The sequence below is a fragment of the Alcanivorax sp. DG881 genome (assembly GCF_000155615.1).
Taxonomy (GTDB): Bacteria; Pseudomonadota; Gammaproteobacteria; order Pseudomonadales; family Alcanivoracaceae; genus Alcanivorax.
Genome location: NZ_DS989915.1, coordinates 1534128 through 1557159, shown reverse-complemented (window position 1 = coordinate 1557159; position 23032 = coordinate 1534128). Strand labels below are relative to the sequence as shown.

Annotated in this window: 23 protein-coding genes; 15 read left to right on the top strand and 8 right to left on the bottom strand. The window is 56.9% G+C overall.

All coding sequences use genetic code 11. The features are described from left to right. Window positions 1-152: 152 nt before the first annotated feature. The 10 genes from ADG881_RS06935 (at window position 153) to ADG881_RS06895 (ending at window position 8833) form a co-directional block, all read left to right on the top strand. Complete coding sequence (locus ADG881_RS06935; protein ID WP_039926381.1) at window positions 153-2900, top strand: peroxidase family protein; 2748 nt, start codon at window positions 153-155, stop codon at window positions 2898-2900. A gap of 371 nt (window positions 2901-3271) precedes the next feature. Next, window positions 3272-3646, top strand: coding sequence for a hypothetical protein (locus tag ADG881_RS17525; RefSeq protein WP_156790362.1), 375 nt, complete (start codon window positions 3272-3274; stop codon window positions 3644-3646). A gap of 65 nt (window positions 3647-3711) precedes the next feature. Then, a complete protein-coding gene (locus tag ADG881_RS17520; RefSeq protein WP_156790361.1) occupies window positions 3712-4014 on the top strand; it encodes a hypothetical protein in 303 nt (100 codons plus the stop codon). A gap of 85 nt (window positions 4015-4099) precedes the next feature. After that, window positions 4100-4411 (top strand): hypothetical protein, encoded by a 312-nt coding sequence (locus ADG881_RS06925; RefSeq protein ID WP_039926378.1) that lies wholly within the window; start codon window positions 4100-4102, stop codon window positions 4409-4411. Between the two features lie 70 nt (window positions 4412-4481). Continuing rightward, entirely contained in the window at window positions 4482-5018 is a 537-nt protein-coding gene (locus tag ADG881_RS06920; protein WP_039926376.1) for a GNAT family N-acetyltransferase, read from the top strand. Window positions 5019-5155: 137 nt separating this feature from the next. Further along, the gene (locus ADG881_RS06915) at window positions 5156-5521 is read left to right on the top strand and encodes a DUF2007 domain-containing protein (protein WP_039926374.1); all 366 of its coding nucleotides are present in this window, start codon (window positions 5156-5158) and stop codon (window positions 5519-5521) included. A gap of 80 nt (window positions 5522-5601) precedes the next feature. After that, the gene (locus ADG881_RS06910; protein WP_007149976.1) at window positions 5602-7074 is read left to right on the top strand and encodes a DUF5677 domain-containing protein; all 1473 of its coding nucleotides are present in this window, start codon (window positions 5602-5604) and stop codon (window positions 7072-7074) included. A gap of 96 nt (window positions 7075-7170) precedes the next feature. Further along, window positions 7171-7539, top strand: coding sequence for a transposase (locus tag ADG881_RS06905; protein WP_039926373.1), 369 nt, complete (start codon window positions 7171-7173; stop codon window positions 7537-7539). A 27-nt stretch (window positions 7540-7566) separates the two neighbouring features. Beyond that, window positions 7567-8379 carry an IS3 family transposase gene (locus tag ADG881_RS06900; protein ID WP_007151618.1) on the top strand — a complete coding sequence of 271 codons (813 nt, stop codon included), beginning with the start codon at window positions 7567-7569 and terminating at the stop codon, window positions 8377-8379. A 64-nt stretch (window positions 8380-8443) separates the two neighbouring features. Continuing rightward, window positions 8444-8833, top strand: coding sequence for a hypothetical protein (locus ADG881_RS06895; protein WP_039926372.1), 390 nt, complete (start codon window positions 8444-8446; stop codon window positions 8831-8833). Window positions 8834-9004: 171 nt separating this feature from the next. On the opposite strand, the gene ADG881_RS06890 is transcribed toward ADG881_RS06895, so the two are convergent. The 5 genes from ADG881_RS06890 to yidD form a co-directional block, all read right to left on the bottom strand. Further along, window positions 9005-9523: an outer membrane beta-barrel protein gene (locus tag ADG881_RS06890; protein WP_039926371.1), complete on the bottom strand. Its 519-nt coding sequence runs from the start codon at window positions 9521-9523 to the stop codon at window positions 9005-9007. Between the two features lie 166 nt (window positions 9524-9689). Then, a complete protein-coding gene (locus ADG881_RS06885) occupies window positions 9690-11036 on the bottom strand; it encodes a hypothetical protein (protein WP_007151330.1) in 1347 nt (448 codons plus the stop codon). A 58-nt stretch (window positions 11037-11094) separates the two neighbouring features. Further along, complete coding sequence (locus tag ADG881_RS06880; RefSeq protein ID WP_007149830.1) at window positions 11095-13161, bottom strand: TonB-dependent receptor domain-containing protein; 2067 nt, start codon at window positions 13159-13161, stop codon at window positions 11095-11097. Between the two features lie 198 nt (window positions 13162-13359). Then, entirely contained in the window at window positions 13360-13680 is a 321-nt protein-coding gene (locus ADG881_RS06875) for a DUF2946 family protein (protein WP_156790359.1), read from the bottom strand. Continuing rightward, entirely contained in the window at window positions 13677-13997 is a 321-nt protein-coding gene (gene yidD, locus ADG881_RS17360) for a membrane protein insertion efficiency factor YidD (protein ID WP_369699526.1), read from the bottom strand. Before yidD ends, ADG881_RS06875 begins: the two co-directional genes overlap by 4 nt. Window positions 13998-14123: 126 nt before the next feature. Here yidD and ADG881_RS06865 point away from each other — a divergent pair, with 126 nt between their 5' ends. From ADG881_RS06865 to ADG881_RS06845, 5 genes are all read left to right on the top strand, one after another. Continuing rightward, a complete protein-coding gene (locus ADG881_RS06865) occupies window positions 14124-14828 on the top strand; it encodes an START domain-containing protein (RefSeq protein ID WP_007150514.1) in 705 nt (234 codons plus the stop codon). A gap of 160 nt (window positions 14829-14988) precedes the next feature. Next, window positions 14989-15660, top strand: a complete 672-nt coding sequence (locus ADG881_RS06860) for an START domain-containing protein (RefSeq protein WP_007148766.1) — start codon at window positions 14989-14991, stop codon at window positions 15658-15660. A 67-nt stretch (window positions 15661-15727) separates the two neighbouring features. Further along, window positions 15728-17044, top strand: a complete 1317-nt coding sequence (locus tag ADG881_RS06855) for a DUF2254 domain-containing protein (RefSeq protein ID WP_083787466.1) — start codon at window positions 15728-15730, stop codon at window positions 17042-17044. Between the two features lie 78 nt (window positions 17045-17122). Next, window positions 17123-17797 (top strand): FadR/GntR family transcriptional regulator, encoded by a 675-nt coding sequence (locus tag ADG881_RS06850; RefSeq protein WP_007151563.1) that lies wholly within the window; start codon window positions 17123-17125, stop codon window positions 17795-17797. Beyond that, a complete protein-coding gene (locus ADG881_RS06845) occupies window positions 17797-18780 on the top strand; it encodes a bile acid:sodium symporter family protein (protein ID WP_007150037.1) in 984 nt (327 codons plus the stop codon). Before ADG881_RS06850 ends, ADG881_RS06845 begins: the two co-directional genes overlap by 1 nt. 209 nt (window positions 18781-18989) lie before the next feature. Here the strand turns inward: ADG881_RS06845 and cysS are convergent, their stop codons facing one another. The 3 genes from cysS to thrS all read right to left on the bottom strand — a co-directional run bounded on the left by cysS (window position 18990) and on the right by thrS (window position 22795). Then, window positions 18990-20372 carry a cysteine--tRNA ligase gene (gene cysS / locus ADG881_RS06840; protein WP_007151089.1) on the bottom strand — a complete coding sequence of 461 codons (1383 nt, stop codon included), beginning with the start codon at window positions 20370-20372 and terminating at the stop codon, window positions 18990-18992. Continuing rightward, the gene (gene hisI, locus ADG881_RS06835) at window positions 20369-20797 is read right to left on the bottom strand and encodes a phosphoribosyl-AMP cyclohydrolase (RefSeq protein WP_007151476.1); all 429 of its coding nucleotides are present in this window, start codon (window positions 20795-20797) and stop codon (window positions 20369-20371) included. Before hisI ends, cysS begins: the two co-directional genes overlap by 4 nt. Before the next feature lie 81 nt (window positions 20798-20878). Then, window positions 20879-22795, bottom strand: coding sequence for a threonine--tRNA ligase (gene thrS, locus ADG881_RS06830; protein ID WP_007150842.1), 1917 nt, complete (start codon window positions 22793-22795; stop codon window positions 20879-20881). Window positions 22796-23032: the final 237 nt, after the last annotated feature.

The following is a 23032-nucleotide window of genomic DNA, read 5'->3' as shown; positions in this document are numbered from 1 at the left end:
AGCTGCCATTCCAAACCTTGAACCCGTTCGCGCTTTTTCGTTTTCCCCCTCCACCCCCTCCCGGGGGAGGGGGTGGAGGGGGTGACCCCATTGCTAGAGTGCCGTCGTTGTCATCAGACATACCCCGAGAATAAAAACGACGGAGGTTTATCATGGCTATGTCCCCCTGGGTTACCTGGCCAGCCCTGACCAAGTTCGGTTCACTTGGCGTAATGGGCGCCCTGCTGGTTCTTGCCGGTCAACGGGAAGATCTGCTCGAAAACAATATGTTCGACATGGAAAGCTGGGGTGAAAAAAACGCCAGTATCGTCTGCGATGAGCGCAGCCATGTGGCCCGTACCGAAGACGGTACCTGTAATATCCTGGATAATCCGGCGGAAGGCTCCGCCAATGTGAACTTTGGCCGTAACGTGGATCCGGCCTCGTCTTTTGCGGAATCGGAAAGCGGCAATCTGCTGACCCCGAACCCGCGGGAAGTCAGTAACCTGATCATGTCCCGGGGCGGCGATTTCAAACCCGCCACCACCCTGAACTTCATCGCCACCTCCTGGATCCAGTTCATGGTCCATGACTGGTTCGATCATGGCCCGCGTACCGACGCCAACCCGATCGAATTTCCGCTGCCGGCTGGCGACGTGCTGGGCTCCGGCACCATGTCCGTGCAGCGTACCCGCCCGGACCCGGACGTCAGCGGCGATGAATCCCTGGTGACCTACGAGAACATCAACACCCACTGGTGGGATGGCTCGCAGCTGTATGGCAGTGACAAGGAAACCAACGACGAAGTGCGTTCCTTTGTGGACGGTAAGCTGAAAGTCGACAGCAATGGCCGTTTGCCAACAGACTTCCTCAGTGGCAAACCCGTTACCGGTTTCAATGAAAACTGGTGGGTGGGCCTGAGTATGCTGCACCACCTGTTTACGCAAGAGCACAACGCCATTGCGGATATGCTCAAGGCGAACAACCCCGGTGCTTCCGATCAGTGGCTCTACGACCATGCCCGGCTGATTAACGCTGCCTTGATGGCCAAAATCCACACCGTGGAATGGACCCCGGCGATTCTCGCCAACCCGGTGCTCGAGCGTGCCATGTACGCCAACTGGTGGGGCCTGGGCGGTGACCGTGACAAGCGCGACAAATTCCAGGATGACCTGGACGAGTTGAACAACAATCTGGGTGAACTGGGCGGTATCTTCAACCTGCTCGGCATCGATAACGATCTGGGGCAGGGCGATACCAGCTCTATCGAACACGCCCTGGCCGGCCTGGTGGGCTCGCGCACCCCGAACAACTACGGCGTGCCCTACACCCTCACCGAAGAGTTTGTTTCCGTGTATCGCATGCACCCGTTGCTGCGTGACGAGATCAAGGTCTACGACATCGGCTCCAACGTGGTGGACGAAGAAATTTTGCTGCAGGACACTCGTAACGGTGATGCGGAAGATCTGCTCACCGATGTGGGTCAGGATCGCCTGTGGTATTCCTTCGGTATCACCCACCCGGGTGCGCTGACACTGAACAACTACCCGGACTTCCTGCGTAACCTGTCCATGCCGCTGATCGGCGACATTGATATGGCGGCCATCGACGTGCTGCGTGACCGTGAGCGTGGCGTGCCCCGTTACAACGAGTTCCGTCGCCAGATCGGCCTCAAGCCGCTTACCAGCTTCGAGCAGTTATCCAGTGATCCGCAGCTGGTGGCTGACCTGAAGTCGCTGTACAACAACGATATCGAAATGATCGATACCCTGGTGGGCCAGCTGGCAGAAGAGACGCGTCCGGAAGGCTTCGGCTTCGGCGAAACGTCTTTCCAGATCTTTATCCTCAATGCGTCACGCCGTCTGATGACCGACCGCTTCTTCACCACCGATTACACCGACGAGGTCTACACCGCTGAAGGGATCGACTGGGTAGAAGAGAACACCATGGTCGACATCATCCGTCGCCACTACCCGAACCTGGCGAGCAGCCTAGTGGGCATGGATAACGCCTTCAAACCCTGGGGCCTGAAAATTCCCGAGGACTATCAGTCCTGGTCTGCCCAGGCGAAACAGGACCACCTGTGGGTCAACGGCGCCCTGCGTACCAGCTACGAAGACGGTGAAGTGCCGGCCATCGAACCCATCGATATTGGTGGCCTGATCGACTCCGTTCTGTGGAAGAAAGTGCAGGATGCCACCGACGTGACCCCGCCAGGCTACAGCAAGCCGATTCACCCTCGCGGTGCGCTGGCCAAGGTGCAGTTCGTGCCGACGGCAGGCCATGGCTATACCGGCCTGTTCCAGGGGGCAGATCACGGCCTGCTGCGCTTGTCGGTAACTGGCGATCCGTCGGACCGTGGCTTTGCGCCGGGGCTGGCGCTGAAACTGATGGTGGACGGCAAGCGTTCTGAAAACGTGTCCGCGCTCTATACCCTTAGCGGGCAGGGCGATAACCACAATATCTTTGCCAACGAACTGTCCAACTATGTCCAGCCGGAAGTGAACGAAACCCTCGGCACAACGACGCTGTTCTCGCTGGTGTCCAGAAAGCCGACGCTGGTAGTCATGAGTGACATGGCCAAGGTGAACCAGGACGGTTCCCCGGTGAGTAATGCCAACACCCCGTCTCAGGTTTACTTCGTGCCCAACGGTGATTTGAAGAACACTATCAGCACCGCGCCCCACGATTTCCGTGACGACCTGACCGCCCTGAACCCCGGCACCAAGGTGTATGACGTTTACGCGACCTCCAAGTCCATCAAAACGTCCATCTGGCCTTGGGTCACCGCACGCTACGCCCGTGAACGCCGCAACAGCGCCACCAAAGTCGGTGAGCTGGTCATGGCGTCCCCGTTCACCCTGTCCCAGTTCGGTGACACCGGCATCTTCTTCAAGCACCAACGGTACGAAGATCGCTAAGGGAGAGCGATAACCAGGGTTACACCCCTCAAGCCCGGGCGACGCAAGTCCCCGGGCTTTTTTGTGTCTGCTCAGCCTGTCCTTGGTTCGTGCTCACCGGACGGGGGTGCCTTGCTTGTAGGATATGGCTTACAGAAAAAGCTAAACGGTTGATATAAAGTGATTTTCAGGGAAAGGGGAATGCTGGGAAATACGGGAAATAGGCCGCTCATTCGAGTTTTTTCGGCTGCGAACGGTTCTCAAATTATCTCCAGGTCATTGTCTGTGCTGGGTTTTGTAGCTAAGAAAGGCGCTGCCCGATACAGAATTATGTCGAAAAAAGATAGGTCGAATCGTTCGACTGAATACGCTGTTAAGTTTGAGATCTATCTATGGATCACGACGAAGATATAAAGATTATAAATGCCTTTGTTGGTCGTGATTGCGAACGAACGCTGGCGTGCAATTCGATTAAATTAAGGTTTTCGGAGAAGGGGCAATATATTTGGATCGATCCTCCATGGATCCTCAATAACTTATCCGGAGCGGTTATGCGATCCGACGAGTATCCCGGAGATACTAGCGAATTCGAGGAGTGGAGTGAGGCTTTGAGTCCCCTTGACCATGTACGGCTGAAGTCATTCGATTATCAAAGAGGCTGTTTGGTGCTGTCTTTCAATAATGAGCATACGCTGATAGTTCCTCCTTCTTTGGCAGAAGTAACCCAAGAAGACTTTTATCATCACTGGTATGCAAGTTCAGAATAACTTAACAAGTGCCTGCAAGCCGACCTTCGGCGGCTGAGGCGGGCGTTAAATTTTCAGGAAAGTATGTGAAGAAACGGAAAGTCTGCGTATTCGTAGCGTTGGTTATTTATTTGGCCGGTTATCCAGTGGCAAGAGGTTTGCATCTGCTTGTGCATGCTAAAGGCTACATGACTAAGGATGGCGAGCGTGTTTTAGTTGAGCACAGTATTCGGCAGGGTGACTTTGGCGTTCCAGTGTTTACGCCGCTAGAAAGTCTAACTGCATCAATTGCCTCTTTAATATACTCTCCAATCAAACCCCTAGAAGTGTCATATCATTATTTTGTCGAGCCAAAAGGAAGCCAGTGGTATGTGCAAGTCAAAATTTAACAAGCGGCGGCAGGCGGATCAAATTTCCGCTCGTTCCTCGCTCCAATTTGCCCGCTGCGCCGGGCGTTAATACTTTGGGAATCGAATGATCGACTGGATAGCCTTTATACTTGTTTTTTTCCTTATTTCAGGAGCAGAGGTAACTACACGGAAACGCGCAATTGATAGACGTATATCCCGAAAGAAGGCTGCTTTAGTGCTAACGGGGAAGTTTGTCCTGATTTTGTTTGCTTATGCGCTTTCCGACGTTGCTTACAGAAAGTGGGCGGGATTCTCCCCTAGCCCTTTCTTGTACAAGGGAACCTGGTATGTTTTTGGGATCGGCATGCTTGCGGTCTACGTTGGTATGATTTCGACAATGTTGCGTAAGCTAACTGAAGCAGGGATTTACAAGTGATTAACAAGGCAAAGCACGCGACAAGCGCGTGTTCGCGGCGTTATGCTTCACAAAGAAAAAGGAACTTTCGATGTTTAAAATCGAGACTAAGCGTCTGATTATTAGGGACATGACTCCGAACGATGAAGATGCTTTTGTTGCTATGTCTCAGGATGCTAAATATCAGCGTTTCTATGACGAAAGCGATTGTGACCCTAATAAATATCGAGAGTTAACAAGCTTGTTTATCGCTCAGGCTTCTGAGAAGCCAAGAAAATCATACCAATTAGCTGTCGAATGTAAGGTGTCAGGTGAGTTCGTTGGGACTGTTTGTTTACGCCTAGAGGACAATCAGCAGGCTTCGATGGGGTGTGCATTTTCCAGAATCTCTCAAGGTAATAAGTTAAGTCATGAAGCCGCCTTGGCTCTGGCAGATTTTGGTTTCTCGGAGTTGGGAGTTCGCCGCATTTATGCGGAGACAATCAGTAAAAACTTGCCAGCTATTAAGCTCTGTAAGTCTCTGGGTATGCGCCAAGAAGCACATTTTAGAGAGCATCGTTTTTTCAAAGAACAGTGGTGGGATACAGTGGTTTTGGCAGTCCTTCGAACCGAGTGGGGCAAGGCATAACAAACTGTTCAAGAGGGATTCGCAACGCGTGGCATTTTCACTATGCGTTGATTTAAGTGATTAAGGTGGTATGCGGCGGCTTTTGTATTGCGTTGCTCACCCCTTAACAGGGCGTTATGTTTTTGGGGAGGGTGTGAATGCGAAAGCTGTTCAGCACCATTGATAGAACAGAAGCTTGGAATGCTAAATTCTTGCTGGAGTCGAATGGGGTTCCCATCTATATCGGTGGAGAACACACTGGCCTAGCCCCGGGAGTGGTGGTTTCAGATGCTTATACCGTATGGGTTTGTCTGGATGAGCAGTTCGAGGACGCTTATAGGTTTATGGAGGATGACTCGCACGAGATTTCATGCCCAATAAGCGTTGATGAATTCTATAGAGCCACTGAAGAAGCGAAAAAGGAAAAAAAGCCATGGAGCTCAGATAGAGTAATGCTTCCACTAATGGCTGCTGCAGCTCTTGCTTTTGTCGTATGGATTGTTAGTCGAATTTCGGAAACATAACAAGGGCCTGCAAGCCGACCTTCGGCGGCTGAGGCGGGCGTTAGCTTTCCGAGTCGCACTTCAGCATGGATTGAAATTGAATGCCAAAAAGTAAAAATAAGAGAAAGAAGTCACGTAGTGGTAAAAATAGGACTTCTCTGCAAGATCACAAAAAAGTTGGGAAACAGCTACAGTCGGGTTTTGCTGTAGTGGCTGATAAGGTCACTTTTTCGTCTTGGTCTAATGAGAGACTCCCCGAAATGATTTGGGCTGCCATCATCCGAGTGATTGATGGCCAAGATTACGCTATTGAGGAATTCCGAAGAATACTTTCATTCATCGGTGAGCATGACGAAAAAGATCAGTTTTCAGATATTTCCTTAACTGGAATTTCAAAACTTCCTGATACGCTAAGAGAGCAATTCATAGGGGTTATCTTAGAAAATAAAACCACCGCATCAGCGCTAGTGGTTTTACTTCTATTTGATAACTTACCTGCAAGGGAAACATGGGTTAATTTATTACCTAAAGAAGAGCCCGACATATCTATTTTGATGGATGCTGTGGGTTTCAATCTGCCGCATCAGTCTCAAGAAGCTACGGACTGTCGCTGGCTAAAATTAATGGCACAGGTGATTTCAGGGAAATTTCATGTGCCACGGGAAATGGCAGAGGAATGGTTTGGCTATCCGTATGAAGGTGATCTAAGAAAAATACGACCATCCATTCGAGCCTCCGAAATGGCTGAAAATCCACTGGTAGAGAAAGACTTGGCGTGGCCAAACGCTTTCTGGGACGAAGCGTGGAGAAACTCGCCTTGTTTAGCCCTTATGGAGGAAAAAGAATCAACAATTGAGGAAGTACCTTCTGTCTCTCGAACTGATATAACGTCGCTTCTTCATGAAATCGAATCACACTGGTCTGATACACACTCTACAACCGCTATTGATGCGACGCACGATGCTGTATTTGGTATAGCACTTTATGTAGTAAAAGTCCTCGACGAAATGCTAGGTATAGGTATTGGAACCGGTATTCTGGGAAGGCTTGGCCTCAGAACAATCCTAGAAGCTCATATTTCACTGAGGTATTTGTTGCATAAAGATGATACTGAATTATGGAAGAAATGGCGTGCTTATGGGGCGGGGCAAGCGAAATTAAACGCCTTGCGATTTGATGAGCTAATGGACCCGCCCAAACACATTAACCAGAGCACCATTGAGGCGATAGCCGGCGAAGACCTTTGGGAAGAGTTTCTAAACATCGAGCTAGGGAGCTGGAGTGGCTTGGATCTCAGGAAAATTAGTGAAAAAGCAGGCGTTAAAGATGCCTATGACGCGCACTATTCATGGACTTCTGGGTACTCACATGGAACATGGGGGGCGGTTCGAGAATCCTGCTTCGAAACATGCGGAAACCCACTTCACAGGCTCCATCGCTATCCGAAGCAACAAAGTCTGCCCGATACAATTTCAGATGCTTGCCTATTGGTTAATGCTATATTGGATGACCTCGACAAATCTTATCCTGGATTTTCTCACAGGATTGCTGATTCAAGTGTTGAAAATGAATAAAAAGCTAACAAGTCAAAGCACGCGGATGTCGCTACGCTCCGCTGATCTGTAACCACTTTTGTGGACAGAGTTTTCTGTTCATAAGAGAGGTGCAGTGTGGGGCACACAAGAAAGAGAAATTACGACCGTTATACCCTGGCTTATAAAATCCAAGCCGTTAAATTGGCGAATCACCCTGACGTTAGGCCCAAGGATGTGGCAGAGTCTCTGGGTATCCACCCGGTCATGCTTTATCGCTGGCAAATGGAGCACCGGCGAGGGGAGCTCAGGGAGAACAAGCACATGAAATCGTCATCGCCATCCCCGAAACGTCGCGCCAGCAGAGCGGACCCTGCGAAGGAAGCAGAGGAGAAGCTCGCGGCAGCTGAAAAGCGCATCAAAAAGCTCGAGCGAGAGCTTGAGAACCGAAACGATGAGATCGATTTACTAAAAAAGGCCGAGCGGTTCTTCCAGCGGAAAAAGTAAGGCTCTACGAGCTGGTTGAGACGGGATGTGCGTCGTTTATATCAGCTTCTTGGCGTGTCGAGGAGTGGCTATTATGCCTGGCGTTCACGGTCTGAGAGTGAGCGAAGTCAGTATGATGGAAGGCTGAAAGAGGCCATGGTCGAGCTGCATCAGGGATTTCGGCGAGCCTATGGCGCTAGACGACTTCACCAGCAACTCCGCAACAATGGCTTCACCTGCAGTGTCCGTCGGGTATCGCGGTTGATGAAAGAAGCCGGGATCCATGCTTCCAGCAAAGGGTTGTACGTCTGGAATCCGGGAAGACATGAGTTCTATAGTTCAGCAGGGAATGTGCTGGGGGCGGAGGAATCTGCTGACTGTGAGGGCAAGCACTGGGCCGGAGACTTTACCTATATCCGAACGGGCTCGGGTTGGCTTTATCACGCGGTAGTCGTGGATCTGTATAGCCGCAGGGTTGTGGGCTGGTCATTCAGCCGTAAGCGAAACAGCGAGCTGACCAAGAGTGCGTTAAGAATGGCGCTGTCACGTGAGCAGCCTCGCTTGGGTTGTGTTTTTCACTCGGATCAGGGCATTGAATATGCCGCTCATAAATATCGAGATCTGGTGGCTGCTGCGGGATTGCGCAGGAGCATGAGCCGAAAGGCAGCGCCCCTGGATAATGCGATGGTGGAGTCGTTCTTCCATACGCTAAAGACTGAATTGGTTCATCTGCGTAAGTTTGAAAATGATATTGAAGCGGTTGCCGGGATTGTTGAGTTTATCGAGTTCTATAATCGGGAGCGGCTTCACTCTGGGATTGGGTACCAAAGTCCGGCAAGCTATGTGCGGGCGTGTGTCTAAAAGTGTCCACGAAAGTGGTAGCAGATCAGTCTGCTGCGCCGGGCGTTAAGCCCTAGGAGAGAGTATGGGAAGATTAGTCACTTGTGATGATGACTGCGTATGGAAATACGTATTCGGAAAACAAAACTCTGAACTATACCGAGTCCCTGAAGAGGTTGGTGTTGGGGATCATTACTTCGTAAAATTCGACGAAGATAAGCTTATAAACGAAGATATTCGCGAATGGATACCAGTTGATCCAAGTAAGGAAGAGTTCGAAGCAGAAGTTCTCATTCTGTCCTCACAAGATCTTGAGTGTATTTCCAAGTACATTGAAACAAATACACAGCAACCTAGCTTCCTTAAAAAACTATTCAGCAAGAAGGAAGAGCCAGATTATTTCATCGCTATGCTTTATGAATTTGTAGAGTATGGCACCGGCAAAGAAGAGATCGAGCTAGTCGGTGAAATATAGGCTTAACAAGCGCATGTTGCCGGACTGTGTAGTTCCCCCGCTTTAGTGGACACCTTCTCTTAATCTAAGAACCTACCCCGCCTCACCGACAAACCCCACAATAAAAAACGCCCACCTTCCGGTGGGCGTTTTGCGTTCAGCATGATGCTTGCAGCGTGCTGCGTGTCCTAATCAGAATCGGCCGTTCAGGCCCAGCCCAAGGTTGGTCACTTCATCACCGCTGCGATCCACCAGCCGCATGTATTCCAGGTTGATGAACAGGGTTTTGGTGATGGTGAAATCCACACCCAGGCCCAAAGACAGGTCTTTGTAGTTTTCCCCGTCGGAGCCGCCGAACGCATTTTTCTCGGTGGTTTCCATGTAGGTGGCACCGATTAGGCCGTAGGGGCGCACGGGCATGGTGTTGGGGAACTGGCCGCGGAAGTAGGCGCCGTAGTAACGGTCGATTTCCACGTCTACGTTGTTGCTCAATTCATCTTCACCGACGCCCAGGCCCAGGCGTACTTCGCCACCGAGGGTTTCGTCGCGGTTGATCCAGCTACCGAACTTGAATTGCAGGGCTTCGGGTTTGGCGCTGGCGGTGGTGTTATCCGGCTCGATGTCGCTGCTGATGAAATCGATACCGGCAAAACCGCCGGCGTTGGCGAAAAGGGGCATTGCCAAAGCAGCGGCAAACAATACTTTTTTCATGGGTTCTCCCACTGGATGTGAAGTCTCGACGCAATAATAGAGTGATTGTAGTGAAAAGTGGGGACGACGGCGACCGGGGGCGTTTGAGGGGATGTTAGGGGGGGCAGGAACGCCTGCAGGGGATGCAAAGAGCATCGCCTGCAGGCAGCCTCCTGTGGTTCAGAGCTTAGTGGTCGTGATCATGGCCATCGTCGTCATGATCGTGCTCGTCTTCGTCGCTATGTTCTTCTTCATGGTCGCTATCAAGACCGGCCCAGGCCAGTGCTGCGGGCGGGAAGGTCAGGCTGAGTGGGGATTCCAGGCTGCCTTCTTCAAGATGCACGACAACGATGGAGTTGTTGCCGGTATCCGAAAGGAAGACATGCGCGGGCTCGCCGGCCACGACCATTTGGGTATTGCCCGGTGCGATGGCATCTTCCACGTGGGCGTGCTCACTCCAGTCAGCGGTGTCGAAAATACGCAGGTCCCCGGCATCATCCAGCAGCACAAGATGCTCCCCGTGGGGATCCAGGCGGTGGCTTTCCAGTGACACGGCTGCGCCTTCTGTCCAGTCCAGTGCTTCGGCATCACCGTCTTCCGGGTGGATGATATAGATGCTGTCACCGGCATAACCCACGAAGTGGCTCAGCTCGTGATGACTGTCGAAGCTGCCGATACGCTCGCCGGCAGCCAGGCCAAGGGTGGCGTTGGTGATCTTCTCGGCGGTGAAATCCTCTCCGTCCTGATGGACGATCAGGATGCCATCACTACAGCCGAACACCGAGTAGTCTTCGTTGGAGCCGGCGCCATGAAGGTCCGGACAGGTCGGAACGATGGTGTCTTCCTTGTGATAGTGATCGCCGTGCTGGTGGTAGACATCAACGGTTTCCGGGAGGCCGGAGGCGGCAGTGCGGAAGGTGGCCAGCAGTACATCACCACGGGGTTCGGCCACGCCATGATGGGCGCTGGCGAGGGTCTGGCTGGCTACGCTGGAGGCGGTTTCCAGCGATTCATCAGTGAGCAGTTCCACCTGGGCCATGACGGCGTTGGCGGCATCGCCGTCATAGAACAGAGCGGCCTGCTCACCATGAACCCGGAAGTGGGTGGGCGCCGGACCTGTGAGCGTGCCCGCAAAGGAGGGGATCACTTCGTCCACATGGTCGTCATGCAGGTAGAGGCCGCCATCAACGATCTGAACCTGATTGTCATCTCGCTGCACGGCCAGCACAAAGCGCTTGCCCGGGCTGGTGTAGAGCGCACTGGCGTCATGGTCGAGAGACAAGGTGCCGGGTAGCAGGGCGCCGGCCTCCAGGTCGTACATATACAGTTGGGTGCCGTCGTCATCAGCGGCAATAACCAGGCGGCCGGGATGATCATTCTCGGCATGGTCGTGTTCGTCTTCACTGCTGCCCAGCGAGCTGGTGCCGGTTTCGTTACAGCCGGCCATGGTGAGGGCGGCAAGCAAGGACAGGGGCAGGGCTGCGTTTTGTTTCAGGTTTTTCATCATGCGTTGCATGGTGTTCTCCATATTCATGTTGTTGTGTCCGGCGGAGTAAAGGCGCCGGCACAGATGCCGTTAACGTTGTGGCTTATCAAAATTCAATGCGGGTACCCACGGTGACATTGCGACCTGGCTCCGGCACGGTGCTGGCGAGGAAGGAAGAGTGGTTGAATACCTCTTCGCCCAGCAGGTTGTTGCCGCGCACATAGAAGGTGTAGCGCTGGTCGCCACGTAGCCGGTAGCTGAGGGTCGCGTTGACCATGTCGTAGGACGGGGTGGTCTCCTCAAAGCCCGCGATCTGGTCCTGGGCAAAGCTGCGGTAGAACTCCAGTTCTCCGTCGAAGTTGCCCAGGTAGCTGTTGAGGCGTGTCCCTAACCGTTTGGCGGGAATGCGGGGCAGGTAGCCGCCATCATCGAAGGTGGCGCGCACCGTATCACCAAAGACCGTGATGCCCACCGGGTCGATACCGTAGTAGCTCAGAGATGCTTCGGCACCGGTGAAGGTGGCGTCACGCTGGCTGTACTTGATCAGGCGGAAGTCTTCGATCTGATCGAGGGTGCGGGCATAGATGTAGTTGTTGATGCGGTTTTCGAAGATGCCTAGATCAAACAGCCAGTCGCCCTGGGTCTTGCGCAGGTTCAGGTTGGCGTTGAGGCTGACTTCGTCATCCAGATCGCGCTGGCCGCCACCACAGTCGCTGAGCAGGCCGCATTCGTAGGTGTTGGTGGCCAGGTGAACGCCTTCCGCATAGAGCTCCTGGGCGCTGGGCGCGCGACCAGAGTGACCCACGGACAGCACCAGCTCGTAGCCGGGTACAAAACGCCAGTTGGCCGCGCCCGAGAAAGACGCGTTATCGGCGGTGACTTTGGCCAGGGCCTGGCCGTTGCGATCGTCTGGCGTCTGAGTGAGGTGCTCCTGCCGGGCCCCCAGTTCGAAGGACCATTGCTCGCTGAAGACATATTCCTCTACTGCAAAGACGGCAAAGGATTCGGTTTCTGTCTTCGGTACGAAGGCTTCGCCACCCAGTGAGCTGAAGTCGAAGCTGGTGTACTGCAGGCCCACAACGCCGCGCCAGTTACCCAGCGGTTTGTGTTCCACTTCCAGCCGCGCATCGCCGCCCCTGTTGGTGAAGGTGCTGCCGATGGTGCCTTCCTCAATTTCGTGGTGGCGATAATCGGTGTGATTGCCACGGAAACGAATAGCGGTAACCCCGGCGAAGGGGTCGCGGTATTCACCACGGGCATCCACCCGGCGGCTGGCCAGATCCACATAGGGGACGATCTCGCCATGGTCGTGATTATGGCCGCCGGTGGGGCAATCCAGGCTGGAGCCGTTGGCCCCGCACTCCTCGAATTCGTGGCTGTGGCCGGGCAGGCCATAGTTGTCGCGACGATAGCTGTAGGCCATGCCGAAGTAGCCCTGATCACCGATCCAGGAGGCGCCAATGCTGCCATTGTCGCTTTCCGCATAGGTGCCGGGCACGGTGAGTTCTTCGAAGCCATTCACTTCGTAATCGTCCGCGTCACGGCGACTGCCTTCCACCCGGAACACCAGATTGTCGGTGGCCGAGAAGGTGAGGCCGGCGGCAGTGGCGTTCTCATCGGCCACGGTATTGGCCCGGGCCGCCACGAAACCTTCCACCTCTTCGCGGGGGCGCTGGGTGGGGATGCGGGTGTCGAGCACGTTCACCACACCGCCGCTGGCACCGCTGCCATAGAGTAGGGTGGACGGGCCGCGCAGGACTTCGATCTGGCGCGCCAGCAGGGGATCCACCGTGACCGCGTGATCCGGGGAAATACTGGAAGCATCCAGTACCTGGGAGCCATCATTGAGGACCCCCACGCGTGGGCCGCCCAGGCCACGAATGACTGGCCGGCTGGCGCCGCCGCCAAAGGTGTCACTGTGGACACCGGGTTGGTCTTTCAGGGTTTCCCCAAGGGTATTCTGGCTCTTCTGGGTGAGGGTTTGCTGATCCATCACCGAATAGGGCGTGCTGGGGCTGTTACTGCCCAGCGGCAGGGCGGACACGTCCACTTGCTTCAGCTCGTGAACGTTTTCCTGGGTTCCGCTTTCGTTTGCGGAGTCGGCCAATACTGCCGTGGGCGCCAACAGGGCCACGGCGACGCACCCGGTCAGGGTCTGGCGTCGAAATATCATAACTACCTCTGTCTCTAGCGTTCATGCAGGGCATGAATGAGGGCGCGAGTAAAAGGGCGCAGCCGAAAAGAAAGCGGCTGGCCGGACTCGTGCCGGAAACACGTTTGTTGCTGATCGCAGGCAGGCGCAACAGGCCCGGCTCTCAAGGAGAGGGGCAAAAGGCGATGCGCCAGTATGATCAGGGATCAGTAACGGGAATCAGGCAGAAACAGGGGGGCCGCGGGGCGGGTAGGGATTGCGCTTGCTGCGGTGCACCACGGCGGTGGCGGGCGCGAGCGGAACGGGTTCGGTGCGTTTCGCGACTGGTGCACTGTAGACGCTGGGCAGCGCCAGCATGCCATGGCCGTGGGTACACACCTGACAATCAGCGGAAGCCAGCAGCTCCGTGGTGGGGCTGTGTTGGCCGGCGTCAATGTGGGCCGGGGCGTGCCATGCCAGCAGCAGCTGGGCACAGAACAGGCCGAGTACTAGAGACAGTGACAGGCCGCGATGGTAGCGGTTCAGCATGGCGGGGATCATGGTGATGTCCCCCCGCTGTTGTCACCGCATGGCGATGTGCATTGGTGCGCTTCCGGGTCAGGCTCGGTGCCGGGCACGTAGTCAAAACCGCCCGGGTGCCAGGGGTGACACTTGCACAGTCGCTTCGCCGCCAGTGCGCTGCCGCGCAGGCTGCCATGGGCAACTACCGCCTGCCGGGCATATTCCGAGCAGGTGGGGTAGAAGCGGCATTGATTGCCTATCCAGGGGCTCAGCACCTTCTGGTACAGCCAGATGGCGCCAAGCAGAAGCGATTTCACGTGACCAGCACTGCCTGTCGTAAGTTGTAAAAAAAGCATGATATAGCCATCGCGTGGGGAGATACCAGTGCTGTTCCATGGTCGTAATAAGCAGCGTGATAAGAAAGTGTTGCGATTTCATGATGATGCAACGGTAAAGCAGCCTCAGGGCAACAAGGAGAGACCATGAGCAAAGTGACAGGATGGACCCGCCCGGTACGCGTATCAGCATTGGCCGTGACCTTGATGTTATCCGCCGGTTCCATGGCGGCGGATTGGGAGACCGTGAATGAAGGTGAGGCGCGGACTGATATCAGCACCTACGAGAAAGCCATGGCAGACAGCCCGGTGAAAGCCTTCCGGGGGGTTACTGAGGTACAGGCGCCGGTGTTGAGCGTGCTGGCGGTGATGGCGGATAGCAGTGCCTGCGCGGACTGGTTGTATCAGTGTCAGTCACTGGAGTTACGCGATAACGATCAGGCCTATATCCGTTTCAAGGGCATCTGGCCGGCCAAGGACCGTGATGCGCTGATCAAGACTCAGGCCACCCAGAACAAGGAAACCGGTGCTATTACCCTGGCCTCCCAGGCCGTGGATGGCGAGCCGGAGCACGAAGGGTATGTGCGCGTTGCTGCGCTGGAAGATCAGTTCGTGCTGACGCCGCTGGATAATGGCTGGACTCGCATCGAATTCGAAACCTTTATCGATCCGGGTGGCAATGTGTCTTCGGTGGCAAACGTGATTTCCCACAAGGCGCCCCAGGAAACCCTGCAGGGGCTACGCGAGATGGCCAGCAGTGACTCCTACCAGAAGGCCACGCTGGAGCAGGCGGTGAAGCGTTACCCGGGACTGAAAGGGATGGACGTGCCGCAGAGCCATCAGCCTGAGTGAGAAAAACATCAGTCTTGAACTGCCCTCGGCAGCGCCGGTAATTGGGGCCAATACCCCGGCCGGCGGTTGCTTCCCTGTGCGCGGGCAGCATACTGCGGCCAGCGTTTTGGATGATGTATTCCTGTTGAAGAGAAGAGTAAGGAGAAGACCTTTGCGAGCGATGTTTGTGGCGTTGTTGTTGGCCCCTCTGGTGCTGGTGAACCCGGCCTGGGCGGCAAACTGGAAAACCAACCATGAGGGTGAGGCCCGGGGAGATGTGACCACGTATGTGCGGGATGTTTCCAATAGCCCGGTGAAAGCCTTCAAGGGCATTGTCGAAGTGAAGGCATCCGCCACCTCGGTGCTGGCGGTGATTACCGCCGTGGACACCTTCCCGGAATGGATCTTCCAGAACCAGGGGGCCAAGCGGCTGTCGGTGGAAGACCGTGAAGAAATTCACATGCGCTTTCACGGTATCTGGCCGGTATCGGACCGGGACGTGGTGCTGGCCAATACACTGAGCCAGAACGAAGACTCCGGCTCGATCACCCTGCACAGCGTGAACGCCGACAATGTGCTGGGAAAGCAGGATGGTTTTGTACGTATTCCCGCGCTGGATAACCAGTTCATCATTACTCCCATGGACGATGGCTGGGTGCGGGTGCAGTTCGAAACCTTTGTGGATCCGGGCGGCAGCGTGCCGGTGTGGCTGGCGAACCTGGTAGCGACCAAGGCGCCGCTGGAAACCCTGCAGGGGTTGAAGGTCCAGCTGGAAAAGCCGCGCTTCGCCAATGCCACCCGGAAAGATTTGCCGCCACTGCCGGGGATGGACACACTGTCACTGGAAGACTGATTCCCCGGTGCATCTGCCCGGGGGCGTTCATGGACGTGGTGCACTCGGGTAATCCGCCCGGGCAAGGATGCGAGGGCGAGCCATGGTGCTGGCGCGGTTTCAGCAGTGGTATACCCAGTTACGTTCCAGCATGTGGTTGCTGCCGGCCTGTTTTTTGGTCGGTGCATCGCTGCTGGCCTTTATCATCACCGCCATCCCCGGTGAGTTGCCGGATGCCGAACAACACTGGTGGGCTTACCTGCTCGCGGTGAATCCGGAAGGCGCCAGCGCGGTGCTGACCACCATCGCCGGTTCCATGATTACCGTGGCCGGGGTGACCTTCTCCATTACCATGCTGGTGCTGGCCCAGGCGGCCAGCCAGTATTCCCCCCGCCTGCTGCGCGATTACATGGCCGATCGAATCAATCAATTGACGTTGGCCGTGATTGTCGGTGTGTTCGCCTATTGCCTGTTGGTGCTGCGTAGCCTGCCCGCCGGTTCCCTGCTGCTGGGGCATGGCATTGCCGTGATGGTGGCGTTGCTGGGGGCTTTCGTGGGCCTGGCGCTGTTGATCTATTTTATTCACCACATTGCCAGTTCGATCCAGGTGTCCCAGGTGGTGGCGAAAATTACCGAAGATACGCAGGCGGCGATCGCCCAGCGCTACGATCAGGCATTCGGGCGTGTCGCCGAGAACCCGGCGGCGTTGCGGGCCGGGGCGGTGACGCCGGGGGAAGATGGCGGTAGCTCAGGCCGTCAACCGGCCGGCCACACGCTGGCAGCGCCGCTCACCGGGTTTGTGCAGCAGGTGTACCTGAACGGCCTGGTCAAGGAAGCCGATGCCCAGGGGCAGGTCGTTACCATGCGTGTGGCGGTGGGCGAGTTTGTGGTCCAGGGGCAGCCATTGCTGTACCTGCATGGGCCGGGCTGGGACGAAGAGCGCTGTGCGGCCTTGTTGCGTTGCTATGTGATCAATCGCCATCGCACCATCGAGCAGGATCCGGCTTTCGGTATTCGGCAGCTGGTGGATATCGCCATCAAGGCGCTGTCGCCGGGCATTAACGATTCCACCACCGCTGAGCAGTGTGTGCTGTACCTGGGCGCGGTGATTGCCGACCTGTCCGGGCGGCATATGCCGGAACCGTTTCGGCGAGTGAACGGGCAGCTGCGGTTGCAATGCCAGCAGCGGGATTTTGCCGACTATGTGGAGGCGGCGTTTGCGCAGATTGCCCGCGATGCCCGGGGGAATCTGGCGGTGCTGGCAACATTGGGCAGCTCGCTGGCGATGCTGGAGCGTACCGTGCCGGCAGAGCGGTTGGGGCCCATACAGCAGCAGCGGCGCCACTGGGCCATGCAGGTGCGTGACAGCCTGTCGCGGGAGGACCAGTTGACCCTGAAGATTTGAAAGGGGCTGGCTCGAAAGGTCGGCTTGAGTGCGCGCTATATTCATGGGATGATTTTGTTAAATTCATAGGATGACCACATGAATAAAGCGAAATTACCTCGTCTCTCCCTGGTGGACAGCGCCGTGGCTGAGTTGCGCAGCGCCGTGGCGCGCGGTGAGTGGCCGGTGGGTGAGCGTATCCCCACCGAGCCCCGGCTCAGCGAGCAATTCGGTGTGGGGCGCAACACGGTGCGTGAAGCCGTGCGGGTGCTGGTGCATGCGGGGCTGCTGGAAACCCGGCAGGGCGACGGCACCTATGTGCGTGCCCGGCTGGACCCAACCGAAGCATTACGGCGGGTGGAGCGCAGCACCCTGCGCGATCAGCTGGAAATGCGGGTGGCGCTGGAAGCAGAGGCCGCCCGGCTGGCGGCCCAGCGCCGTGATGGTGCGGATCTGGACACCATGCATTCCGCGCTGGCGGCTCGTGGCGCGGCGGGGCAGAACCTGCCCCTGCGCATTCAGCATGACCGTGATTTTCATCAGGCCATGATTGCGGCGGCCCATAACCGCGCGCTGGCGGAACTGTACCGTTATTTCAGTGAAGCGGTGGCTCGCACCATTGCGCGCACGGAATACGATGACTCCCTGCCGGAACCCAGCCAGCAGGATCATGAAACCCTGCTGGCGGCCATGGAACGGGGCGATGCAGATGCCGCAGAGCGCCAGGTTCGGGCCATGCTGGCGCCTGCGCTGGCGGCGTTGCAGGCGTCCTGATGATGGGCCTGCTGCGCCGGCTGGATGGCTTTACGCTGCTGTTGTTGACGGTGATTTTCGCCGCCACGGTGTGGCCGGCTGGCGGTGGCCTGGCAGCGGGGCTCTCGCAGCTGTCCACGCTGGCGGTGGCGGTGCTGTTCTTTGTGCATGGGGCTGCGCTGTCCCGGAAACAGGTGCTGGCCGGAGCGATGCATTGGCGGCTGCATCTGTTTATTTCCTCGCTGACCTTCCTGGTTTTTCCGCTGGCGGTGCTGCCGGTGTCGTTGCTGGCGCCGCAATGGATTCCGGCAGAGCTGGCGCTGGGATTTCTGTATCTGGGCGTGTTGCCGTCCGCGGTATCGTCGTCAATCGCGTTCACCGCCATGGCGCGGGGTAATGTGCCGGCGGCGGTATGCAGCGCTGCCGCCTCCAATGTGTTCGGCATGATGCTCACGCCCTTCCTGTTGATGCTGATGGTGTCCGCCAGTGGTGACGGTGCCTTTGATGTGACCGGTGTGCTGAAAGGCATCGTGCTGCAGCTGTTGCTGCCGTTTGCCCTGGGGCAATTACTGCGCCCAAAGCTGGTGGGGCTGCTGTCGCGTTGGCCCGGCTTTGTCGGCCGTTACGATCAGGGCGTGATTATGTTGATCGTGTATGTGGCTTTTTCGGAGTCGGTGAACGAGGGGTTGTGGCAGCAGTTGCCGGTGGCGTCGTTGTTGCTGGCGGTGGGCTTGTGCCTGTTGTTGCTGGCACTGGTGATCGGTTTATCCATGCTGTTGGCGCGGCGTTTGGGCTTGAGCCTGGCGGATGAAATCGCGGCGGTGTTTTGTGGTTCGAAGAAAAGCCTGGCGTCCGGCTTGCCCATGGCCAAGGTACTGTTTGTGGCCAATCCCGGCTTCGGCATGATCGTGTTGCCGATCATGTGCTACAACCAGATCCAGATTCTTTGCGGTGCCTTTCTGGCCGGGCATTACCGGCGCAAGGTTGAAGCGCAGGCGGCGTAACCTGCTAGCCTTGGTGGGGCATCCTGAGCGTGGGTTTGTCGGATTACGCCTTTCAGGCTAATCCGACCTACACTTGCGCAACTCGTTACTTACGTCTTGATAAATGCAAAAGGCCGCTCCAGGTAGCCTGGGCGCGGCCTCTTGGGCTCGAGCGGCTACTGCACCAGGCCGCGCTGTTGCGTGAAAGCGTGCTGCGTGCCGCGTCTCTTTTATCGACTCCAGCGGGTGCCTTCGCGGGTGTCTTCCAGTTGAATGCCGGCGTCGGTGAGTTGCTGGCGGATTTCATCGGCGCGGGCGAAGTTCTTGTCTTTCTTGGCCTGGGTACGCTCGGCGACCAGGGCGTCGATGTCGTCGTTGCTGAGGCCATCTTCGCTCACGTTCTTGTTCTGGAACCAGGCGGTGGGGTCCACGGTGAGCAGGCCGAGCAGGTCGGCGGCAGCCAGCAATTCCGCTTTCAGTGTTGGCTTGTCCGCCAGTTCGGCCTTGTTCAGTTCGCCGGCGATGGCGTGCAAGGCACTGACCGCTTCGGAGGTGTTCAGATCGTCCTTGAGCGCGTCCAGTACCGGGTGGTTGTCCGGCAGTTGGTAATCCGCTTCCGGCGCTACGGTTTCGCCGCGCCCCAGCAGGGCGTAGTAGAGGGTATCCAGGCCTTTTTCGGCGTTATCCAGTACGTCGGCGGAGAAATTCAGCGGCGAGCGGTAATGGCTGGAGAGCAGGGCGAAACGCAGAATTTCACCGTGGTACTGGGTGAGCAAATCGCGCACCAGACGGAAGTTGCCCAAAGACTTGGACATCTTCTCGCCATCGATATTGATGTAGCCGTTGTGCAGCCAGTAGCGCACGTAGTCGGTGCCGTGGGCGCAGCAGCCCTGGGCGATTTCGTTTTCGTGGTGGGGGAAGATCAGGTCCTGTCCACCGCCATGGATGTCGATTACATCACCCAGATGTTTATGGATCATGGCGGAACATTCGATGTGCCAGCCCGGGCGGCCACGGCCCCAGGGGGATTCCCAGCCGGGCTGCTCGTCGCTGGACGGCTTCCAGAGGATAAAGTCGCCGGGGTGGCGCTTGTAGTCGGCCACTTCCACCCGGGCACCGGCGAGCATGTCTTCCAGTTTGCGGCCGGAGAGCTTGCCGTAGTCGGGCATGGATTCCACCGCGAACAGCACCTGGCCATCCGCCTCGTAGGCGTGGCCCTTTTCCACCAGGGTGGCGATCATCTGGATCATCTCGGGGATGTGATCGGTGGCCTTGGGGATGATGTTTGGGGTTTTCGCGTTGAGTGATGCCATGTCTTCGGCAAACGCCGCGGTGAAGCGTTCGGTGAGGACGCTGATGTCTTCGCCGTTTTCCGCGGCCGCCTTGATGATCTTGTCATCAATGTCGGTGATATTGCGGGCGTAGACCACGTTCGGGTAGAGCCGTTGCAGCAGGCGATACAACACATCAAACACCACCACCGGGCGGGCGTTGCCAATGTGGACGAAGTTGTAAACCGTGGGGCCACACACGTAGAGGGTGATGCGGTCTGGGTCCAGCGGAATGAAGTCGTCCTTTTTCCCGGTGAGGGTGTTCTGCAATCGTAGGGTCATTTGCCGTACAACTCTTTGGGGTCTTTGATGGGGGCTTTGTCGATGGTCACGTTGCTGGCGTCGGCTTTCCAGTAAAAGCAGTCGCGCCGGCCGGTGTGGCAGGCGGGGCCGGTCTGGTCCACTTTCACCAGCAGGGCATCGCCATCGCAATCAATGCGCAGCTCTTTCAGCATTTGTACCTGCCCGGAGGATTCACCCTTGCGCCATAGCTTCCTCCGCGAGCGGGAAAAATAACAGACACGGCCCGTGGCCAGGGTTTCTTCGATGGCTTCGCGATTCATCCAGGCCATCATTAGCACTTCGCCGCTGTCATGCTGTTGGGCAATGGCGGCCACCAGCCCGGCATCGTTGAATGCCAGGTTATCGAGGGCTTCCTTGAGTGAAGCCTGAAAACCTTCGGGCTGTTGTTCGTTGTGTTTGAACATAAGTGCTCCGCTGCTGCACGCTGCACGCAACACGCGGCAGATTTTGCGTGTGGCGTGATGCGTGCCGGCGTGTGGCGTCTCTTAAATCGGCAAACGAGTCGCTGCGGCCAGGGCCGCGACGGCTTCGTCCAGATCCATGGTCTCGGTAGCCTGGGAGCCCAGGGTGCGAATGGCCACCTGGTTTTGCTGGGCTTCCTGTTCGCCGATGACCCAGATGCGCGGGGTCTTGGCGCGGGAGTGTTCGCGGACCTTGAAACCGATCTTCTCGTTGCGAATATCCAGCTCCGCCGGTACCCCGGCGGCAACCAGTTTCTGTTGCACGGCGGTGGCGTACTCGTCGGCGGAGTTGGTAATGGTACAGATCGCCACCGGGCGCGGCGCCAGCCACAGGGGCAGGTGGCCGGCGGTGGATTCGATCAGGATACCCAGGAAGCGCTCCAGGGAACCCAGCACCGCGCGGTGCAGCATCACCGGACGCTGGCGGGAGCCGTCTTCGGCCACGTATTCCGCATCCAGACGATCAGGCAGCACGAAGTCCACCTGCAGGGTGCCGCACTGCCAGTCACGGCCGATGGCGTCACGCAGTACGAATTCCAGTTTCGGGCCATAGAAAGCGCCTTCGCCCGGGTTCAGTTCGCATTCCAGGCCCAGGGATTCCACCGCAGAGCGCAGCGCGCCTTCGGCCTTGTCCCAGGTTTCGTCGGAGCCGGCGCGGTTATCCGGGCGATCGGAAAACTTGATGCGGAAGCTGTCGAAGCCGAAGTCTTCGTAGACTTCGCGCAGCATCTTGATGAAACCGGCGGTTTCTTCGTTGATCTGCTCTTCGGTACAGAAGATGTGGGCGTCGTCCTGGCTGAACGAACGGGCACGCATCAGGCCGTGCAGGGCGCCATGGGCTTCGTTACGGAACAGGGTGGTGAATTCGCCCAGACGAATGGGCAGGTCCCGGTAGCTGGTGATGCCTTGCTTGAAAATCTGCACGTGGCCGGGGCAGTTCATCGGCTTCACGGCCATTTCTTTGTGGTCGTGGGTACAGACGGTGAACATGTCTTCGCCGTACTTGTCCCAGTGGCCGGACTGTTCCCAGAGGATGCGGTCCATCATCTGCGGGGTGGAGACTTCCTGATAGCCGCCTTTTTCCATCTTGCCGCGGATGTAGTTTTCCAGGTTCTGGCGCATGCGCCAGCCCTTCGGGTGCCAGAACATGCTGCCCACCGCTTCCTGCTGGATATGGAACAGGCCCATTTCCCTGGCAAGTTTACGGTGATCACGCTTTTCCGCTTCCTCAATCTGTTTGAGGTGGGCATTCAATTCTTTCTTGTCGCGCCAGGCGGTGCCGTAAATGCGTTGTAGCTGGGCGTTGTTGGCATCACCACGCCAGTAGGCCCCGGCGACTTTCATCAGCTTGAAACCGTCGCCCAGCTTGCTGGTGCTGGGCAGGTGGGGCCCCCGGCACAGGTCGATGAACTCGCCCTGGCGGTAGAGGCTCACTTCCTGGTCGGCGGGCAGCTCGCGGATGATTTCGGCCTTGAATTCCTCGCCTTTCTCCAGGAAAAACGCCACGGCTTCATCGCGATCCCAGACTTCACGCCGAATTTCCTCATTGCGGCGCACAATGTCCTGCATGCGCTTTTCAATGGTTTTCAGGTCATCCGGTGTGAACGGGGTGTCCCGGTGGAAGTCATAATAGAAGCCGTTGGTAATGGTCGGGCCAATGGTCACCTGGGTATCCGGGAACAGCTCCTGTACGGCTTCGGCCATGACATGGGCGGCATCGTGGCGAATCAGCTCCAGGGCCTCGTCGGTCTCCCGGGTGATGATTTCCACCGTGGCGCCGTCGTCGATGGGCAGATAGACGTCGATCAGGTTGTCGTTGGCCTTGGCGGCCAGGGCCTGTTTGGCGAGTTTTTTGCTGATACGTCCGGCGATCTCGAAGGCGGAGGCCGGCTGCTCAAACTCCATGCTTGCCCCATCGGGCAGTTGATAGCTCACACTCATGAGACAAGGGATCCAGGTGATTGGCTCAGAACCGGCAGATGGTAGGCAATCAGGCCCCCCGCTTCAAGGTGCGGGGGCGGTTAAGCGCCTTTCGGGGTGCGATTTTGCGGCCTTTAGTACGCCTGTCGTGGATTAACCGACGTATGGCACAGAATTTTGCCTGTTTCCGGGCGCCCGCCTATGCTTGGGGCGGGGATGCAGGGATAGCTGACAATGAGAGCCCAAGGATGAACCCGA

Coding starts and splice junctions, on each gene's coding strand:
- ADG881_RS06920 (WP_039926376.1), top strand. CDS start 4,482: ATGTTTAAAATCGAGACTAAGCGTCTGATTATTAGGGACATGACTCCG.
- thrS (WP_007150842.1), bottom strand. CDS start 22,795: ATGAGTGTGAGCTATCAACTGCCCGATGGGGCAAGCATGGAGTTTGAG.
- ADG881_RS06860 (WP_007148766.1), top strand. CDS start 14,989: ATGTTTGTGGCGTTGTTGTTGGCCCCTCTGGTGCTGGTGAACCCGGCC.
- ADG881_RS06910 (WP_007149976.1), top strand. CDS start 5,602: ATGCCAAAAAGTAAAAATAAGAGAAAGAAGTCACGTAGTGGTAAAAAT.
- ADG881_RS06935 (WP_039926381.1), top strand. CDS start 153: ATGGCTATGTCCCCCTGGGTTACCTGGCCAGCCCTGACCAAGTTCGGT.
- ADG881_RS06855 (WP_083787466.1), top strand. CDS start 15,728: ATGCGAGGGCGAGCCATGGTGCTGGCGCGGTTTCAGCAGTGGTATACC.
- ADG881_RS06915 (WP_039926374.1), top strand. CDS start 5,156: ATGCGAAAGCTGTTCAGCACCATTGATAGAACAGAAGCTTGGAATGCT.
- ADG881_RS06875 (WP_156790359.1), bottom strand. CDS start 13,680: ATGATCCCCGCCATGCTGAACCGCTACCATCGCGGCCTGTCACTGTCT.
- ADG881_RS06880 (WP_007149830.1), bottom strand. CDS start 13,161: ATGATATTTCGACGCCAGACCCTGACCGGGTGCGTCGCCGTGGCCCTG.
- ADG881_RS06895 (WP_039926372.1), top strand. CDS start 8,444: ATGGGAAGATTAGTCACTTGTGATGATGACTGCGTATGGAAATACGTA.
- ADG881_RS17525 (WP_156790362.1), top strand. CDS start 3,272: ATGGATCACGACGAAGATATAAAGATTATAAATGCCTTTGTTGGTCGT.
- ADG881_RS06925 (WP_039926378.1), top strand. CDS start 4,100: ATGATCGACTGGATAGCCTTTATACTTGTTTTTTTCCTTATTTCAGGA.
- yidD (WP_369699526.1), bottom strand. CDS start 13,997: ATGCTTTTTTTACAACTTACGACAGGCAGTGCTGGTCACGTGAAATCG.
- ADG881_RS06845 (WP_007150037.1), top strand. CDS start 17,797: ATGATGGGCCTGCTGCGCCGGCTGGATGGCTTTACGCTGCTGTTGTTG.
- ADG881_RS06865 (WP_007150514.1), top strand. CDS start 14,124: ATGAGCAAAGTGACAGGATGGACCCGCCCGGTACGCGTATCAGCATTG.
- ADG881_RS06850 (WP_007151563.1), top strand. CDS start 17,123: ATGAATAAAGCGAAATTACCTCGTCTCTCCCTGGTGGACAGCGCCGTG.
- cysS (WP_007151089.1), bottom strand. CDS start 20,372: ATGACCCTACGATTGCAGAACACCCTCACCGGGAAAAAGGACGACTTC.
- hisI (WP_007151476.1), bottom strand. CDS start 20,797: ATGTTCAAACACAACGAACAACAGCCCGAAGGTTTTCAGGCTTCACTC.
- ADG881_RS06890 (WP_039926371.1), bottom strand. CDS start 9,523: ATGAAAAAAGTATTGTTTGCCGCTGCTTTGGCAATGCCCCTTTTCGCC.
- ADG881_RS06885 (WP_007151330.1), bottom strand. CDS start 11,036: ATGAATATGGAGAACACCATGCAACGCATGATGAAAAACCTGAAACAA.